At 52.3% G+C, this 15,458-nt stretch carries 16 protein-coding genes; 10 read left to right on the top strand and 6 right to left on the bottom strand.

Annotation, left to right across the window (positions count from 1 at the left end; genetic code table 11):
* Positions 1–7: 7 nt before the first annotated feature.
* Both IPG80_RS22015 and trmD read right to left on the bottom strand, forming a co-directional pair.
* On the bottom strand, positions 8–1,288 hold the full coding sequence (locus tag IPG80_RS22015) for an MFS transporter (RefSeq protein ID WP_345111983.1): 1,281 nt from the start codon (positions 1,286–1,288) through the stop codon (positions 8–10).
* A gap of 40 nt (positions 1,289–1,328) precedes the next feature.
* Entirely contained in the window at positions 1,329–2,090 is a 762-nt protein-coding gene (gene trmD, locus IPG80_RS22010; RefSeq protein ID WP_345111980.1) for a tRNA (guanosine(37)-N1)-methyltransferase TrmD, read from the bottom strand.
* Positions 2,091–2,268: 178 nt separating this feature from the next.
* On the opposite strand from trmD, the gene IPG80_RS22005 reads away from it, so the two are divergent.
* The 6 genes from IPG80_RS22005 to IPG80_RS21980 all read left to right on the top strand — a co-directional run bounded on the left by IPG80_RS22005 (position 2,269) and on the right by IPG80_RS21980 (position 9,028).
* Positions 2,269–3,528, top strand: coding sequence for a tetratricopeptide repeat protein (locus IPG80_RS22005; protein WP_345111977.1), 1,260 nt, complete (start codon positions 2,269–2,271; stop codon positions 3,526–3,528).
* Positions 3,525–4,958: a tetratricopeptide repeat protein gene (locus tag IPG80_RS22000; protein ID WP_345111973.1), complete on the top strand. Its 1,434-nt coding sequence runs from the start codon at positions 3,525–3,527 to the stop codon at positions 4,956–4,958. Before IPG80_RS22005 ends, IPG80_RS22000 begins: the two co-directional genes overlap by 4 nt.
* 281 nt (positions 4,959–5,239) lie before the next feature.
* A complete protein-coding gene (gene groES, locus IPG80_RS21995) occupies positions 5,240–5,527 on the top strand; it encodes a co-chaperone GroES (protein WP_345112261.1) in 288 nt (95 codons plus the stop codon).
* A gap of 31 nt (positions 5,528–5,558) precedes the next feature.
* Positions 5,559–7,217, top strand: coding sequence for a chaperonin GroEL (groL, locus tag IPG80_RS21990; protein WP_345111970.1), 1,659 nt, complete (start codon positions 5,559–5,561; stop codon positions 7,215–7,217).
* A gap of 88 nt (positions 7,218–7,305) precedes the next feature.
* Positions 7,306–8,184 carry a peptidylprolyl isomerase gene (locus tag IPG80_RS21985; RefSeq protein ID WP_345111966.1) on the top strand — a complete coding sequence of 293 codons (879 nt, stop codon included), beginning with the start codon at positions 7,306–7,308 and terminating at the stop codon, positions 8,182–8,184.
* A 109-nt stretch (positions 8,185–8,293) separates the two neighbouring features.
* The gene (locus IPG80_RS21980) at positions 8,294–9,028 is read left to right on the top strand and encodes a hypothetical protein (protein WP_345111963.1); all 735 of its coding nucleotides are present in this window, start codon (positions 8,294–8,296) and stop codon (positions 9,026–9,028) included.
* Between the two features lie 177 nt (positions 9,029–9,205).
* Here the strand turns inward: IPG80_RS21980 and IPG80_RS21975 are convergent, their stop codons facing one another.
* Positions 9,206–10,126 (bottom strand): branched-chain amino acid transaminase, encoded by a 921-nt coding sequence (locus IPG80_RS21975; protein ID WP_345111960.1) that lies wholly within the window; start codon positions 10,124–10,126, stop codon positions 9,206–9,208.
* Between the two features lie 173 nt (positions 10,127–10,299).
* Between IPG80_RS21975 and IPG80_RS21970 the strand changes: the two genes are divergently transcribed.
* The 4 genes from IPG80_RS21970 (at position 10,300) to IPG80_RS21955 (ending at position 12,828) form a co-directional block, all read left to right on the top strand.
* Positions 10,300–11,217 carry a quinate 5-dehydrogenase gene (locus tag IPG80_RS21970; RefSeq protein WP_345111957.1) on the top strand — a complete coding sequence of 306 codons (918 nt, stop codon included), beginning with the start codon at positions 10,300–10,302 and terminating at the stop codon, positions 11,215–11,217.
* 136 nt (positions 11,218–11,353) lie between these two features.
* Positions 11,354–11,899 carry a DUF2087 domain-containing protein gene (locus IPG80_RS21965; protein ID WP_345111954.1) on the top strand — a complete coding sequence of 182 codons (546 nt, stop codon included), beginning with the start codon at positions 11,354–11,356 and terminating at the stop codon, positions 11,897–11,899.
* The gene (locus IPG80_RS21960) at positions 11,889–12,266 is read left to right on the top strand and encodes a GIY-YIG nuclease family protein (RefSeq protein WP_345111951.1); all 378 of its coding nucleotides are present in this window, start codon (positions 11,889–11,891) and stop codon (positions 12,264–12,266) included. Before IPG80_RS21965 ends, IPG80_RS21960 begins: the two co-directional genes overlap by 11 nt.
* 1 nt (position 12,267) lies before the next feature.
* Positions 12,268–12,828 carry a metalloregulator ArsR/SmtB family transcription factor gene (locus IPG80_RS21955; RefSeq protein ID WP_345111948.1) on the top strand — a complete coding sequence of 187 codons (561 nt, stop codon included), beginning with the start codon at positions 12,268–12,270 and terminating at the stop codon, positions 12,826–12,828.
* Positions 12,829–12,842: 14 nt separating this feature from the next.
* Here IPG80_RS21955 and IPG80_RS21950 read toward each other — a convergent pair whose 3' ends face one another.
* Genes IPG80_RS21950 through IPG80_RS21940 form a run of 3 tightly spaced genes read right to left on the bottom strand, consistent with a single transcriptional unit; the run spans position 12,843 to position 15,437 of the window.
* The gene (locus tag IPG80_RS21950) at positions 12,843–14,069 is read right to left on the bottom strand and encodes a DUF711 family protein (RefSeq protein WP_345111945.1); all 1,227 of its coding nucleotides are present in this window, start codon (positions 14,067–14,069) and stop codon (positions 12,843–12,845) included.
* A gap of 11 nt (positions 14,070–14,080) precedes the next feature.
* The gene (locus IPG80_RS21945; protein WP_345111942.1) at positions 14,081–14,857 is read right to left on the bottom strand and encodes an RNA methyltransferase; all 777 of its coding nucleotides are present in this window, start codon (positions 14,855–14,857) and stop codon (positions 14,081–14,083) included.
* A gap of 13 nt (positions 14,858–14,870) precedes the next feature.
* Positions 14,871–15,437 (bottom strand): macro domain-containing protein, encoded by a 567-nt coding sequence (locus IPG80_RS21940; protein ID WP_345111939.1) that lies wholly within the window; start codon positions 15,435–15,437, stop codon positions 14,871–14,873.
* Positions 15,438–15,458 lie beyond the last annotated feature (21 nt).

Raw genomic sequence — 15,458 nt, 5'->3', positions numbered from 1 at the left:
TGCACCTTTAACTAACGGTTGCTTCGCCTTTCTTTACACCCATCATCAAACCAAGCGCGATCAACATAAAGAATGGCGCGATCAGCATGATGATGTTGTAGTTGCCGCCTGTTAACTGCACTGCCCAGCCGTTCACGTTCGGACCAACGATGGCAGAGAAGGTCGAGAACATGTAATACAACCCAGTGAAGGTGCCGATGCGCGCGGCACTGGTCAGATCTACGATCATGGGCAGGGAGTTGATGTTGATGAACGCCCAGCCGATGCCGCCGAGGATGAGCAGAACGCCGGCGAGAGTGAGCATGCGTGCGCCGCCTTCCACCAGCGGAATGCCGACCAGCGGGAGCGGGGCGATGCCCGTCAACAGGGCTTCAGCAGGTGTGATGAATAACAAAATGAGCATAATGGTCAGGATGATCAACCCTGTAGCAATGGTGGTGCGGCGACCGAGCTTGCCCGCTACAAAACCGGAGGGAATGGCAGAGAGTACGAAGAACAATGGCAGGACGGAGAGCAAGGTCGCGCCATCGCCCTCATTCAACCCAAGATGATTCTTGGCATATAAAGTGAAGAAGGTTTCCACTGCAGAGAAACCGATGAACCAGAAGAAAATGGCGAGCAAAATGCGCATGCCGCTTTTATCGGGGTTGCTGAATACTTCCTTGAGGCTGGCAAGCATGCCGGGTTGCTCTTCGGCTGTTTCATATTCCTTCGGCTCTTCAATAAAGAGGTACACGATGAGCACGGCAACCAAGACCAGACCTGAGCCAAGCCAGAATGGGAAGTTAGGGCTCATCTTATAGAGCATGCCGCCGGTTTGCAGGGCGACGATGGTGCCAATGCCGCCCATGAAGTTGATGATGCCATTCGCCTGGGAGCGGAACTCTGAAGGGGTGATGTCGGGCATGAGCGCCACGACCGGAGTGCGCCATAACGCCGCGCTGAGCAAAAGCGTGCTGGTACAAGCCACGAAAAGCGGCAGGACTGCCGCGATCGGGATCAAGCCAAACGCCAAAGCCGTGATCGGTGCGCCAATTAGTATGAAGGGGATGCGGCGTCCCATTGGGGAGCGCAGTTTATCTGACCATGCACCCACCGGCGGCTGGATGAACAATGCTGCGATATTATCGAGAGTCATGAAAAAACCGATCAGCACCGGGGAGAGCTCGAATTTATCAGCGAGGAAGATGGGGACGAATGCGTTGTATACACCCCAGATCACACTGACACCGAAAAATCCAAATCCGAGCAGGAAGGTCTTGCCGTAGTTTAAGCGAGCTGATGACATAATTTCCTCCGAGTATGGGTCCGATTTTATGGATCGCAGTTCATTCGATATTTGACTTTAGACTTTTGATGAATTTTTTGTCTGCTTCACTCAAGTCCGCCTTCTCAAGCATGTCGGGACGTTTCTTGAATGTACGTTCGAGAGCTTGTTCTCTGCGCCATTTGTCGATCTTGGCATGGTCGCCGGAGAGCAGCACATCGGGCACTTTGCTGCCGCGAAATTCAGGTGGACGGGTGTAATGGGGATATTCCAGCAAGCCCATGGCGTGAGAGTCATCCTCTGCGCCGGTGGGGTCGCCGAGTACATCGGGCAGGAGCCGCGAGATCGCATCAATGAGGATCAAGGCAGGAATCTCTCCGCCGGTGAGCACGTAATCGCCGATGGAGATCTCGTCTGTGACCAAATTTTGGCGGATGCGTTCATCGATGCCTTCGTAACGTCCACATAGGAGGACTATCTTTGAGTGTTGCGATAATTCTTTAGCGATGCTTTGGTTAAAGACACGTCCCTGCGGGGTGAGTAAAATGATCGGAAGGGGTGACTCAAGCTCAGGTGTGGAAGGAGGTGACGCGATTCCTAAAACGGTTTCAATGGCTTCGAAGACCGGTTCCGGTTTCATGACCATTCCGCCGCCGCCGCCGTAGGGTGTGTCGTCAGTTGTATGGTGGCGGTCGTGAGTGTAATTGCGGATGTTATGAACGTTGACGTGGATCAGTCCCCGTTCGCGTGCGCGTTTGAGAATGCTGGTTTCAAGATAAGAGGGGAAGACTTCGGGCAGGAGGGTGAATACCTCAAATTGCATGAGGCGATTTTAGCATACATATGCCTGCGGTCACAAATCATGCACTTCTGATGGAAAAAGGGGGAATTTATGCCTTTGTGGGTATAAGAAGCAAATTAGAACTTAGCCGCCTTGCTTGACTGTGATTTCCCGCGGATGGTAATATAAATTTATGTACCTACGTGGAAGTAAATGGAGTATGAACAAAAAGCGGACCCGCCCGAACTGGTTCCGCATTATTTTACTGAGTCTGTTGGTATTGGCTGGGGCGTATGTTAATCGCTTTGTGGTCGCGGATATCGATCCGTTGGGTGTGCCGTCGCCCACCCCCACCATCTCACCGGAGACATTGATCGCTGAAGCCGAGGGGCTTTTTAAGCAGGGAAAACTGTTGCCCGCCATCGATGCTTATCAGCAGGCAGTGGTTTCGCAGCCGGAAAATCCTGCCACTCATATTATGCTGGCACGCACCCTGGCATTTGCCGGTAAATATAAAGAAGCTCAGATCTCCGCCGAAGATGCCTTGCTGCTCAACCCGAGCAATTCCATGGCGCATGCCGTGCGCGGGTGGGCATTGAACTTTCAAGGTGAATATCTCGAAGCTGAATCCAGCATCAAACGCGCGCTGGAACTGGATCCGAATAACGCGCTGGCACATGCTTATTATGTGGAGATCCTGATCGATTCTTATTACAGTGGCTTGGGTTCCTTCGATGGGATCGAGAAAGCCATTGAAGAATCCAAAGTGGCTCAAGCACTCGCACCTGACCTGATCGAAACGCATCGTGCGCGCGGATATATTTTGGAAGCGACCGGTAACTACGAAGAAGCCATCCGTGAATATGAAGCCGCCATTGCCATTAATGCCAATATCGCCGATCTCTATCTCGCAATGGGACGGAACTACCGCATCCTTGGTATCTATGACAAAGCCGTGGATTCTTTCACCCGTGCCGACGCGCTCAACCCCGAAGACCCCAACCCAGACCTGTTGCTTTCACGTACTTATGCCACCATCGGTGAATACGGCAAAGCCATGCAGTTCGCTGAATCTGCTGTTACAAACAACCCCGCCGATACCAACCTGCGCGGCAACCTCGGCGTAATGTATTACCGCAACGCCTATTGGACCGAAGCCATTCAGGAACTTTCTTATGTAGTCAAAGGCGGGCTTTCGCAGGACGGCATTGAAATGGAAGTCATCAACCTCGTGCCAGATGCGCCGCGCATTGCTGAATATTATTTTACCTATGGCTTGGCGCTCTCGCGCACCGATCAATGCGGTGAAGCGCTGCAGATCGCTCAGTTGATCGTTTCCCGTATTCCAGCGGATGAGTTGGCAGTGGAAAATGCCAACGAGATCACCAGTCGCTGCCAGCAAACCCTGGATGCGCCTCTTTCCACCGCGACAGAGGAACCTGTTGCGACAGCGGAAGCGGAAGCCACCCCCACCCCATGAACATCTATAACAAACGCAGCCTTTTTCGGCGACGTGACGAGACGGGCGTCTATCGCATGTTTTTCTTCGTCGTTTTGATCCTGGCAGGCATTTGGTTGATCCGTTCTGTACAACAAGGGGAGGTTAAGCCTTTGTTCTTGCCGACTGCCACCCCCACACGCTTCGCTGCTTCGTACACTCTTGAGGGTGACGCGTATTTCACTGCTGGTCAGCTGACAGCTGCCATTGATGCTTATCGGGAAGCCACCAATGTAGATCCTAACAACGCAGATGTTTGGGCGCAGTTATCACGTGTTCAGACCTATTCCACCGCGTTGATCGTGCAGCGTGAAGACTTGCTTGCCCGTTTGGATGAAGCCATTGTGTCGGCGGAGAAAGCCATTGAAGTGGACCCGGATAGCAGCAATGCCCACGCGGTGCTGGCATTCGCTTTGAATTGGAAGGCGTCGTACACGTCTGAAGACCGTGAGCGGCAAGCGTTGCTGCAAAAGTCGGAGCAGGAAGCTGTGCGAGCCATTCAGTTGGATAATACGAATGTGCTGGCGCAAGCTTTCTATGCTGAGGTGTTGGTCGATCAGCAAAAATGGACGCAGGCGCAACAGGTTATTGACCAGGCTTTGGAAGCCGACCCAAGCCTGATGGACGTCCACCGTGTGAATGCCTATGTACTTGAGTCGTTGGGTGAATATGCCCTTGCCATTGAATCCTATGATCGCGCGCTTGCCATTACCCCGAACTTAACCTTTCTCTATCTGCGGGCAGGCGCTGGCTATCGCCGTCTTGCGTTTGAAAGCCCGAATGAAGAAGTGCAAAAGCAGTTATTCGAAAAGTCGCTTGAATATTTTGCGCAGACCGCCCGTATCAACGCACAATTGGGTGTGAAAGACCCGGCGCCGTATATTTCCATTGCCAAGACCTATTCGCAGATGGGTGAGTTCTTCATCGCCATCCGCAACATTCAAAAAGCGATCGAGTTTGAGCCGTTCAACCCGGTCTTGTATGGAGAGTTGGGCGTGCTGTATCACAAGAACCGCAACTATGAGACCGGTATTCTGGCTCTGGGGTGTGCCATCAACGGCTGCACCGGACCGGAATCTTGTGATGGGCGCGGCGGATGCGGACCGAATGACACCGAGGCGGAAGTCCAGCCGCTGACTTTGGATGGAAGTACGGTCTATTATTATGATGTGTTCGCCTCTGAGTTGGCGGCGTTGAGTACGTCCAAGAACAATAAATGCCCGCAAGCGTTGGAAGTGGCGACGATCATTGAAGCCTCTGAATATATTGCCGATGCGAACATCGCCGCGGACATGGCAGTGGTTCGCACCATTTGTTCCTTTACCCCAGAGACGACAGAAACCGGCTCCACCCCTGAGCCGACAATTGAACCAGCGATGCTGGAGGATGTGACTCCCACGCCGACGCCGTAAGTCCCTAATCCCGAGGGGTGGCATAGCTTTTGAAGCCATGTCACCCCTTCGATGTTGGGTCGGTTGAGGCGGGGCACAAAGCTTGGGTGGGGAGGCAGATATAGGCTTGGAAAGAGGCGGGTGAAGCGTCAGAGATTTGTAAGAATTTTTATATTCCCCCTTGACGATGATATTTTAAGTGTGTAAGATATCAATTAGCACTCAGACGTATTGAGTGCTAATTCTGTGATTATTCAAAAATCAAAACCCCTTACAGGAGGCATCAAATGGCAAAGAGCAATATTTCGTTCAAACCCCTCGGCAGCCGCGTGCTGATCGAGCCCGTTGAACAGGAGGAAATTACCGCGAGCGGTATCATCCTCCCCGAAACCGCGAAGGAAAAACCCCAGCAAGGCAAGGTCTTGGCAGCGGGTCCTGGCGATCGCAATGAAAAAGGCGAACGCGTTGCAATGGACGTGAAAGTTGGCGACCTGATTCTGTTCGCCAAGTACTCTGGCACCGAAGTTAAGATGGATGGCAAGAAACTGCTCATCCTGCGCGAGAGCGATATTCTCGGCATCGTCGGCTAATCCCATAAATATTTAAAAAAGGAAGTGAACTATGGCAGCTAAACAACTGGTATTTTCCGAAGAAGCCCGCCGCAAGCTTAAGAACGGCATGAATGTCGTCGCAAATGCGGTATCCGCCACCCTCGGCCCCAAGGGACGCAACGTAGCCATCGATCGCAAGTTCGGCTCCCCCAGCATCACCCATGACGGCGTTTCCGTCGCCAAGGAAATCGAACTCGAAGATCCGTTCGAGAACATGGGCGCGCAGCTCCTCAAGGAAGCCGCTCAGAAGACCAACGACATCGCCGGTGACGGCACCACCACCTCCACCGTCCTCGCTCACGCCATTGTGAACGAAGGCTTGAAGGCGCTCGAAGCCGGTTACAACCCGATGCTCCTCAAGAAGGGCATCGAACTCGCCACCGAAACCATCGTGGCTGAACTCAAGAAGAACTCCGTCAAGATCGACACCAAGGAAGAAATCGCTTCCGTCGCCACCAACTCTGCGGCTGACGAAGAAGTGGGTCAATTGATCGCAGACGTGATGGACAAAGTCGGCAAAGACGGCGTCATCACCGTTGAAGAATCCAAGACGATGCAGTTCGAAACCGAATTCGTCGAAGGTATGCAGTTCGACCGCGGTTATCTCTCCCCTTACTTCATCACCAGCGCTGAAAACATGGAAGCTCAGATCAGCGACGCTTATGTTCTGATCTACGACAAGAAGATCTCTGCTGCTCAGGATATCGTTCCTTTGCTCGAGAAACTTGTTCAGCTTGGCAAACGCGAACTCGTCATCGTCGCTGAAGATGTCGATGGTGAAGCTCTCGCCACCCTGATCCTCAACAAGATCCGCGGCATGCTCAATGTGCTCGCCATCAAAGCCCCTGGCTTTGGCGATCGCCGCAAGGCTATGCTTCAGGATATCGCTGTCCTCACCGGCGGCGAAGTCATCTCCGAAGAACTCGGACGCAAGCTCGAATCCGTTACTGTTCAGGAACTCGGCCGCGCTGAGAAGATCGTCTCTGATAAGGAAAACACCACCGTCATCGGCGGCAAGGGCAAGAAAGCCAACATCGAAGCCCGCATCAAGGAAATCCGCATCGAGATCGACAAGAGCACCAGCGACTACGATCGCGAAAAGCTCCAGGAACGTCTCGCCAAGTTGAGCGGCGGCGTTGCCATCATCCGTGTGGGTGCTGCGACCGAAACCGAAATGAAGGAAAAGAAGCACCGCGTTGAAGACGCCCTCTCCGCTGCCCGCGCAGCCGTTGAAGAAGGCATCGTCCCCGGCGGCGAAATCTCCCTCATCAACGCTTCGATCAAGCTCGACAAGCTCGCCAAGGCGCAGGCTGAAGAAGCTGAAGAAGTGAAGGTCGGCATCAACATCGTCAAGAAGGCGCTCGAAGCCCCGATCCGCAAGCTCGCTTCCAACGCTGGTCAGGATGGCTCCGTCATCATCGACACCGTCCGCCGCACCGCGATCGAGAAGAAGAACCCGAACATCGGTTACAACGTCCTCACCGACGAATACACCGACATGATCAAGGCTGGCGTCATTGACCCGGTCAAGGTTGTGCGTGGCGCGCTCGAGAACGCCGCTTCCATCGCAGCAATGATCCTCACCACCGACGTGCTCATCACCGACATGCCTGTGAAGGAAAACGCTCCTGCCATGCCTCCTGGCGGCATGGGCGGCATGGATTACTAAGATCCACCAACATAATTGTAGGGACGCAGCGCCGCTGCGTCCCTACTTTTTTTAATGGATGTCAGCCTGAACGGGTATAATTTTACGAATGCAATTCAGACAAATCGTTTTGACCTTGTCCCTCACTAGGGGGATATCTGCCTGCGGTTCCTTCGGGACCCCGAACACGCCCACCCCTGCTGTGCCGAGTGCCACACCGGCGCCTCCCACCCCTACTCCTCCGCCTTCCGCGGCTGTTGTTAATGGCGAGTTCATTACCATTGCCGAATATGAATCGGAACTGGCGCGTTTTAAAGCGGCCCAAACCGCACTGGGACTCTCCTTCACTGATGAAGATGCCAGTAAGACCGTCCTTGAAGATATGGTTGCGCAAGTGTTGTTGAGTCAAGCTGCAAGGGAGGGAAATTTCGCAGTGAGCGATGCAGACCTCCAGTCGCGGATCGACGCGCTGGCGGGTGAGCTTGGGAGCGCCGATGCGCTCACGCAGTGGCAGTCTGCCCACGGGTATGATGAGGCTTCCTTCCGCCTCGCTTTGAAGCGTTCGCTGGAAGCGGCATGGATGCGTGACAAAATCGTTGCGTCTGTACCGGCTTCGGCGGAGCAGATCCATCTGCGCCAGATTTTGACCTATAATGAGGCGGATGCGCAAGCAGCGTTGGCAGAATTAAGTGCCGGTGCGGATTTCGATGAACTGGCGGCACAATATGACCCGGTCACCAGCGGTGAATTGGGCTGGGTGCCGCAAGGATATTTGCTGGACCCCGAAGCCGATGCGGCTGTTTTTGCCCTGCAAACGGGCGATGTAAGTGGCATCATCCCCACGGAAGCCGGTTTTCATATTTTCAAAGCCATTGAACGCGCCGAACATCCCCTTTCGCCGGATGCCTTGCTGGCGTTGCAATCTACTGCTTTGAATGCGTGGCTGGCAGATCAACGTGAAAAGAGCGAGATCGTTTTTGCGCCCTAGCCTGCAAGAGAACGTTTTATTGTTTTAGCAAAGTTCGCTGTTTACCCGGATTCCCTTGTGGTGAATGTGGGTTTTCAAAAAAGGATTACGATTTTTTTGGAGTGACTTCATGAGCAAATACGATTACTTCGATGATTCTCCCCCGCCGCAGCAAAAGCCGCCTGTGCGGCTTGACCTGTGGGATATGTTGAGCATCCTCGTTCTGTTGGTGACCTTGTGTATGGGCGCGTATTTTGCGGCTGTCTTTGCCTCGCCAGAAGCTTCTTATAACTTCTTGAACCCGGCTCGCAATGCACCGCCTACGCCAACGATCACCCAAATCCAACCGCCTGCCACATGGACGTCTACTCCGCCTGGACCGACTGAGACAGCAACACTGACGCTGGTGCCCACTTTTACGCTGGAGCCTTCACCTACGCTCGTTTCGCTGATCACTCCTTCCATCACTCCCTCTCCGACTGCGACGCCCAAAGCACCCTTCTCTGCCACCGTCACATACATCGACAGCACCATTATTCATCCTGAAGCGTCTTGTAACTGGCAGGGTATTGCCGGGACGATCCTTGATGCCAATAACGCCGATATGCTTGGCATTGCAGTGCGTGTTGTTGGTTTTTATAACAATAAAACCAAGAACGAGCTGACCGTAAGCGGTATTGCTCCCGCATATGGAAAATCGGGCTTTGAGTTTTTTCTTGGTACTGTGCCGATCTCGTCTGACGGACTGTTGACCATTCAGATCCTCGACCAGGCAGGTTTGCCGCTCTCGGGGAATATTCAGATCAATACCTATGCCGATTGTACGAAGAACTTGGTGCTGGTGAAGTTCAAGAAGAATCCGTAGTTTCGTTTTGAAATATTAAGAATAAAAAGCCCGCCAGGTCTGGTTTTGTTTAGACTTGGCGGGCTTTTGAATTTCTTATTTATGAAATGACACGTGTCCGTATAAAGCTGGGGCGAATAAAAAACGCCGGGCGATTTTACGCCCGGTGTTTTACTTGCTGCATGCTTTCCTGAATTGCTACTTCACTTCCACATTCCAACTTGCATATTTTTGCGTTCGTGCCCGCACCACATCTTCATAAAACGTTCGCAGCTTTGTAGTGATCGGACCCATCGACCCGCTGCCCACCGGACGGAAGTCGATCTTCGTCACCGCCACGATCTGCGCCGCACTGCCAGTTAAGAAAACCTCATCAGCGATCAAGATCTCCGTGCGGTCGATTGAGCGTTCTACGACTTCCAATCCAAATTCCTTTTGCGCCACTTCCATCACAGAACGGCGGGTAATACCTTCCAAAATATTGTCGGTGATCGGCGGCGTATAGAGCACCCCGTTTCGCACCATGAACACATTCATGGCAGACCCTTCCGAAATATGACCGTCCGCGTTCAGCACCAGCGCCTCATCGAACCCGGCGCGGTTCGCGTCTGTCTTTGCCAGCGCCGAGTTGACATACGACCCCGCCACCTTGCTGCGCGCCGGGATCATATTATCGTCCACCCGCCGCCATGAAGAAATGGTCACATGCGAGTTCATGTCATTCTGAACATAAGCTTCATACGGAGCGGTAAAGATCGAAAGCTCATCGCGCAGGTTGTGCAGGCGTACCCCAATACCCATATCCGCCTTGTAGATCGTCGGGCGCATATACACATCCTGCTGATAATTATCGTGCTTCAAAAGGTCAATGGCGAGTCGGATCAACCCCTCTTCATCGTATGGAATTTCCATTGCCAGCATCCGCCCGGATTCAAGCAAACGCCGAAAATGATCGTACGGACGGAAAAGAAAAAGCGCATGTTTTTCTTCGTTCCAATAGGCGCGCATTCCGCTAAAAACAGCCGTTCCATATAAAAAACCATGCGTGGCGACACTAACCTTTGCCTCGCTTAAAGGGACGATCTTTCCCTCAAAAAATGCATGCTTTGTGAGATCCACTTGCACCTCCTCTGTGCTGTATTGATGGATTAAATTATACCTGCACCTATATAACCCCAAGGAGACGCTATCGCTTCTTTCTGCGCCGATGCCTGTTTTGCCATGCCCAAGCAGTTGCCAGCCCAAAGCGGATGGTCGTACAATCAGGCATCTCATCCATTTGGAGGCGGCAAGTGAAAAGGATCGTATCCATCAGCGTAGGCTCATCCGCGCGTGACCACACCACACGTCACACCTTTCTAGGGCAGGAGTGTGAGATCTCGCGGCGCGGCACCAATGGCGATTTTCAAAAAGCCATCGAACTCTACAAAGAACTGGACGGCAAGGTCGATGCCTTTGGTGCAGGCGGTGTGGAATTCTTTTTGCAAGTCGAAGACAAACGCTATTATTTTCGCGATGTCAAACGCATTCGCGATTCGATCAAGATCAGCAAAGTGGGAGACGGCAACGGCGTAAAAGGACTGTTGGAAAAACGCGCCTTTGACTATCTTGAAAAATACCTCAACGAGAAAGAAGGACGTTCACTCAAAGGTTTGCCTGCCCTCAAGACCACTGTTGTGGAGCGCTACAGCATGGGCAAAGCCATGGTCGATGCCGGGTTGGATGTGACCTTCGGTGACTTCATGTTCGCGTTGGGGTTGCCCATTGCCATGCGCTCGCTCAGCGCCGCCCGAGTGGTGGCTTCGGTCCTGCTTCCTGTGGTCACGCAGGTTCCGTTTTCCTGGTTGTACCCTCTTGGTTCCGAGCAGGATAAACCCCCGCAAAACAAATGGCGCAAATATTACCAGCGTTCGCAGGTCATTGCCGGAGACTTTCTTCAGATCCGCCAATACATGCCAGACGACCTGACCGGCAAGATCATTGTCACCAACACCACCACCGAAAAGAACGTCGAAGAACTGCGCAAGCGCAACCTGCACATCCTCGTCACCGTCACACCCCGGCTGGAAGGGCGCTCCTTTGGCACCAACGTCATGGAAGCCACCCTGCTCGCCTTGATGGATAAGCCTCAATCTGAAGTCACCCAGGCAGATTTTGTTGACCTGATCAACCGCATCCCGCTCGAGCCCAATATCGAAGTCCTGAATTAAAGACCACACCGTAGAACGGTCCTGCAAACGGGCTGCAACATCCTTTAGTGTTGCAGCCCGTTTGCCTTGACAAACCCTGGATTCCCCTCTAAAATCTAATTCGATACTCATCGAATTAGATACACGGAAGTGAAAAATGAATGAAATGCTCGATTACGTCAAAGCCCTGTCTGACCCGGTCCGTTTGCAGATCGTGGGGCTGCTCTCGCAGGGAAATGCCACGCGTGAGGAAGTTGCCGCACGCCTAAACCTCTCACCCAAGGACTCTTTAACGCACCTTGGCTTTCTCGAATTTGTCGGCGTTGTGAGCCAAACCGACGGCGTATTTACGCTCAACAACGACAAACTCGCCACACTCGGAAAAGAAAACCTGGTCGGCGACAACAAGAAATTCGTCCCGCCAGCAAACCTGGATGAAGCCTCCAGGAAGATTTTGCGAGACTATCTCAACGCAGACGGCACCATCCGACAAGTGCCGGAGCAAAAGAAGATAAAACCCATTTTGGATTATCTGCTTCAAAACTTTGAGTTTGACCGGACCTATACCGAACGGGAAGTCAATATCATTATCAAGCGCTTCAACGAAGATTCGGCTGGTCTGCGCCGCGATTTGGTGGATGCAGGCATGCTTGCCCGTGAAAGTGACGGCTCGAAGTATTGGAGAGTACAGAATGGAAAATAAGACCAAAACAAGAAAAGAACTCAACCGTGAATATACAGAGCGTGTAAAGCCAGCCGGGATCTACCAGGTGAAGAACACGGCAAACGGGAAGATTTTGCTTGGCAGTAGTTTAAATCTTGAAGGTCCGTTGAACCGCCATAAGTTCATGCTCAAGATCGGCAGTCACACCAATAAGACTCTCCAGAACGACTGGAATGAATTGGGTCCCGATGTGTTTGTCTTTGAAATTCTTGAAGAGGTCAAAACGAAAGATGACCCGAATTTCAACCTTCAAGACGAGTTGACTTTGTTGGAAATGATCTGGCTGGAAAAACTGCAACCGGTTGAGAACGGCTATAACCTAACCGCCAGAATCCGTGAGGCTTAATATGAGCGAAGAACTCGTCGCTTTTTTTAAAGTCCTCGCGGATGCGAACCGCCTCAAGATCATCGGGCTGCTGGCGCACCAACCCTATAGCGTGGAAGAACTTGCGGCACTGCTGGGGTTGAAGGCATCCACGGTGTCACACCATCTCTCGAAGCTTGCCAAGGTGGGCTTAGTCAGCGCGAAGGCAGAGAGTTATTACAACGTATATCAACTCGACCAAAAGGCGCTGGAGGAGAGATCGCGCAGCCTGTTCTCACAGGAGAAAATGACCGCTTCCGTTGCCGATGTGGACGTGGACGCGTACGACAATAAAGTCATCAAAGATTACCTTCGTAAAGATGGCAGCTTGAAAACCATTCCCGCTCAAAAGAAAAAGCTGGAAGCCGTTTTGAGGCACATCGTCAAAGCCTTCAAAGTGGGGAAGCGTTATAGCGAGAAACAAGTCAATGAGATCTTGAGTGCGTATCATGAAGATACCGCCTCGTTGCGACGCGAATTGGTAGGAGCGAAACTCATGCAGCGCGAAGGCGGCGGCGGTGAATATTGGCGGAACGAATTATAAAAAAACTTCCCAGGTTATTGCCTGGGAAGTTTTGCGTTCAAGGTGAAACTTGCATTATCGTTCAACGCTCCATGTAACGGACTGGACTCGAGTGCCATAACCCGTCCGTTCGCGAAGAAGGCAAAGTCAAAGGTTGTGGCATCGCCAGCCTTTTTACCGGGGATGGGCATCAACCGGGCTGTGAGCGGTTTGTTCAGTCGCAACGCCAATGCGCAAATATCCAATAATAATGGCGTGAGTTCTTCCGGGGTCACATCTCCGGCAAGTGGAACCGTATCCAGCCCTGTGCCGCAGACGGCAGAGTAGAGCAAGGCATCCTTCACCGTTAGCACACCTTCGGCGGCACGCTTCGCAAGGATCGAGTCTTCGAGAACCGGCTGCATAAACCCGTTAAAGCCGATGTGTGGAAAGTCTGCGCGCTCAATGGCATCCGTGAGGATGGCAGCCGCGGCAAGCGAACCATGCAAGCCGATCTTTGGCACACCCATATTTTCCACCGCTTTGCCGAGCGAATGCGCATCATCGGGGAAGGGCGCGAGGGAAAAGTCAATGCCTTTGAATGATAGTGATTGGTAATTAGTCATTAGAGATTGGGCGACCATGGTGATGGCTTGCCCATGTTTCGTCATCTCGCTAACCAACCACTGTCGTCCGTCGTTAATCGTCTGTCGTCCGTCAAACGCATCGACTGCCATGTCCGCGCATTCGACCGCAATGCCAAAGGCGGGCACATCTGCGTTGTGATATGCACCGGGGAAGAAAGGCGCGTTCGCTCCCACGTTTGCCAGCGCAGTAAAGTTGAGGTTTGCGAATCCGTTCGGGTCAAGCGGCGCGCATTTGACGATGATCTCCGCACAGGCTTTGACTTGTGCCATGTGGATCGTCTGCGCATCTGCCATCACCCCGCTGAAGAAGATGTTCTCACTTGCTGCGATCGCATCTGGTATGACCCGGTAGCTGCGTGGCATTTCCGGCAGGGCCGGACCCAATGCGGCATACACTACGCCTGCCTGCTTCATAGTCATGGAGAATTGACCGGCGTACCTGGGCAGTTCATCCATGTGTTTTTCGCCCAACATATTGGGGAAGGGAACCGTCGCCACGCGCACGGTCTGTACTTCATACCCCGCCGCTTCATATGCCGCTTTGGCTTTAGATAAAAAATCTCCCGCTTCACGCAGGATATTTTCTTCAAGTGGATATTTGGGATTGCAAAAATAAGTTATGGATCGTATTTTCATCTCTTCCTTCACTATTCAATATTCACGGATCTCTGTCTCATTACCTCAAACATCAACACCGATCCCGCCACCCCCGCATTCAGAGACTCGGTCTCACCAGACATTGGGATGCTGATCTTCCCATTCGCCAGCTTCCTCGCGGACTCGCTGGCACCCTCGGCTTCGTTACCCACGATCAAAATCCCTGGTTGACGTAAATCCGTTTCCCAGCACGATCGACCATCCATATCAGCAACATAGACATTCAAGCCCGAGGCGAATTTTTCAATTTCATTCCAATTCATAGAATGGATGGGGACTCTGAAATGCGCGCCCATGCCCGAACGTAAAACTTTTGGCGCAAAGGCATCGGTCGTCTCAGGTGGAATGAGAACCGCCTGCACTCCCGAAGCCGAAGCAGAACGGAGTAGCGTACCAAGATTCCCCGGGTCGCGGATCTGATCTGGGATGAGAATGAAGTTTGGGTGATTGGTAATTGGTAATTGAGTTAATTCAAGAACTGTAAGAATGCCCTGCGGCGCTTCGGTCTCGCTGATGGATTTCATCACACTCGCAGAGACTTCTTCCACGTCCACGCCGTGCAGCTTAAGACCTTCCACCTGTGATCTTCCCCGCTCGCTCAAGGTCTCGTCATATAACGCAAATCGACATGTCCAATTCGCCTTCACCGCTTCTTCCACCAGCCGCACTCCCTCTGCAACAAATGCACCTGCCTCGCGGCGTTCTTTGGAACGTCCGAGTAAAGCGCGAACAAGTTTTATTTTTGAATTCTGGTTAGATGTGATCATAGGGAATTACGATTTATTCAAACAAGGTTTTCCAGATTTTCAGGAATACGTCGATGGAGTCCTGGTCAAATAACACAATTCGGACTTGCTTCACACTGGAGTTTGTATTCTTCTCGAAGTAGGCAGTTGTAGCTTTGAAAATAATTCCTGCCGCCCTATCTTTTGGAAAACCAAAGATACCAGTTGAGATCGCAGGCATGGAGATGGATGCACATTTCAATTCATCTGCCACTTGCAGTGAGCCGGTGACAGCATCTGATAAATTTTTGTCATCGTCAAATGTTTCGCCCCACACCGGGCCCACAGCGTGGATCACAAATTTTGCAGGCAGGCGCCCGCCTGAGGTCCAGGCAGGCTGCGCATGGGAAACTTGCCCATGTTTGCGGATCCACTCGTCGCTTTCTTCTTGAATTGCAGCTCCACCCTTTTGTGAAATTGCCCATGCCACTCCGCCGCCATGGGCGAGATACTTGTTCGCAGCATTAACAATGGCATCCACTTCTTCAATAGTGATATCGCCTTGCACGACCTGCAACGACTGACCCGATGAAAATATTTTTTCAACAAGAATGGAATTCATCAATCAATTTTACCCCCGTTA

The sequence above is a fragment of the Candidatus Villigracilis vicinus genome (genome assembly GCF_016702885.1).
In the GTDB taxonomy this organism is placed as follows: domain Bacteria; phylum Chloroflexota; class Anaerolineae; order Anaerolineales; family Villigracilaceae; genus Villigracilis; species Villigracilis vicinus.
The sequence above is the reverse complement of the archived record's forward strand: the minus strand, read 5'-3'. Positions and strand labels throughout refer to the sequence as shown.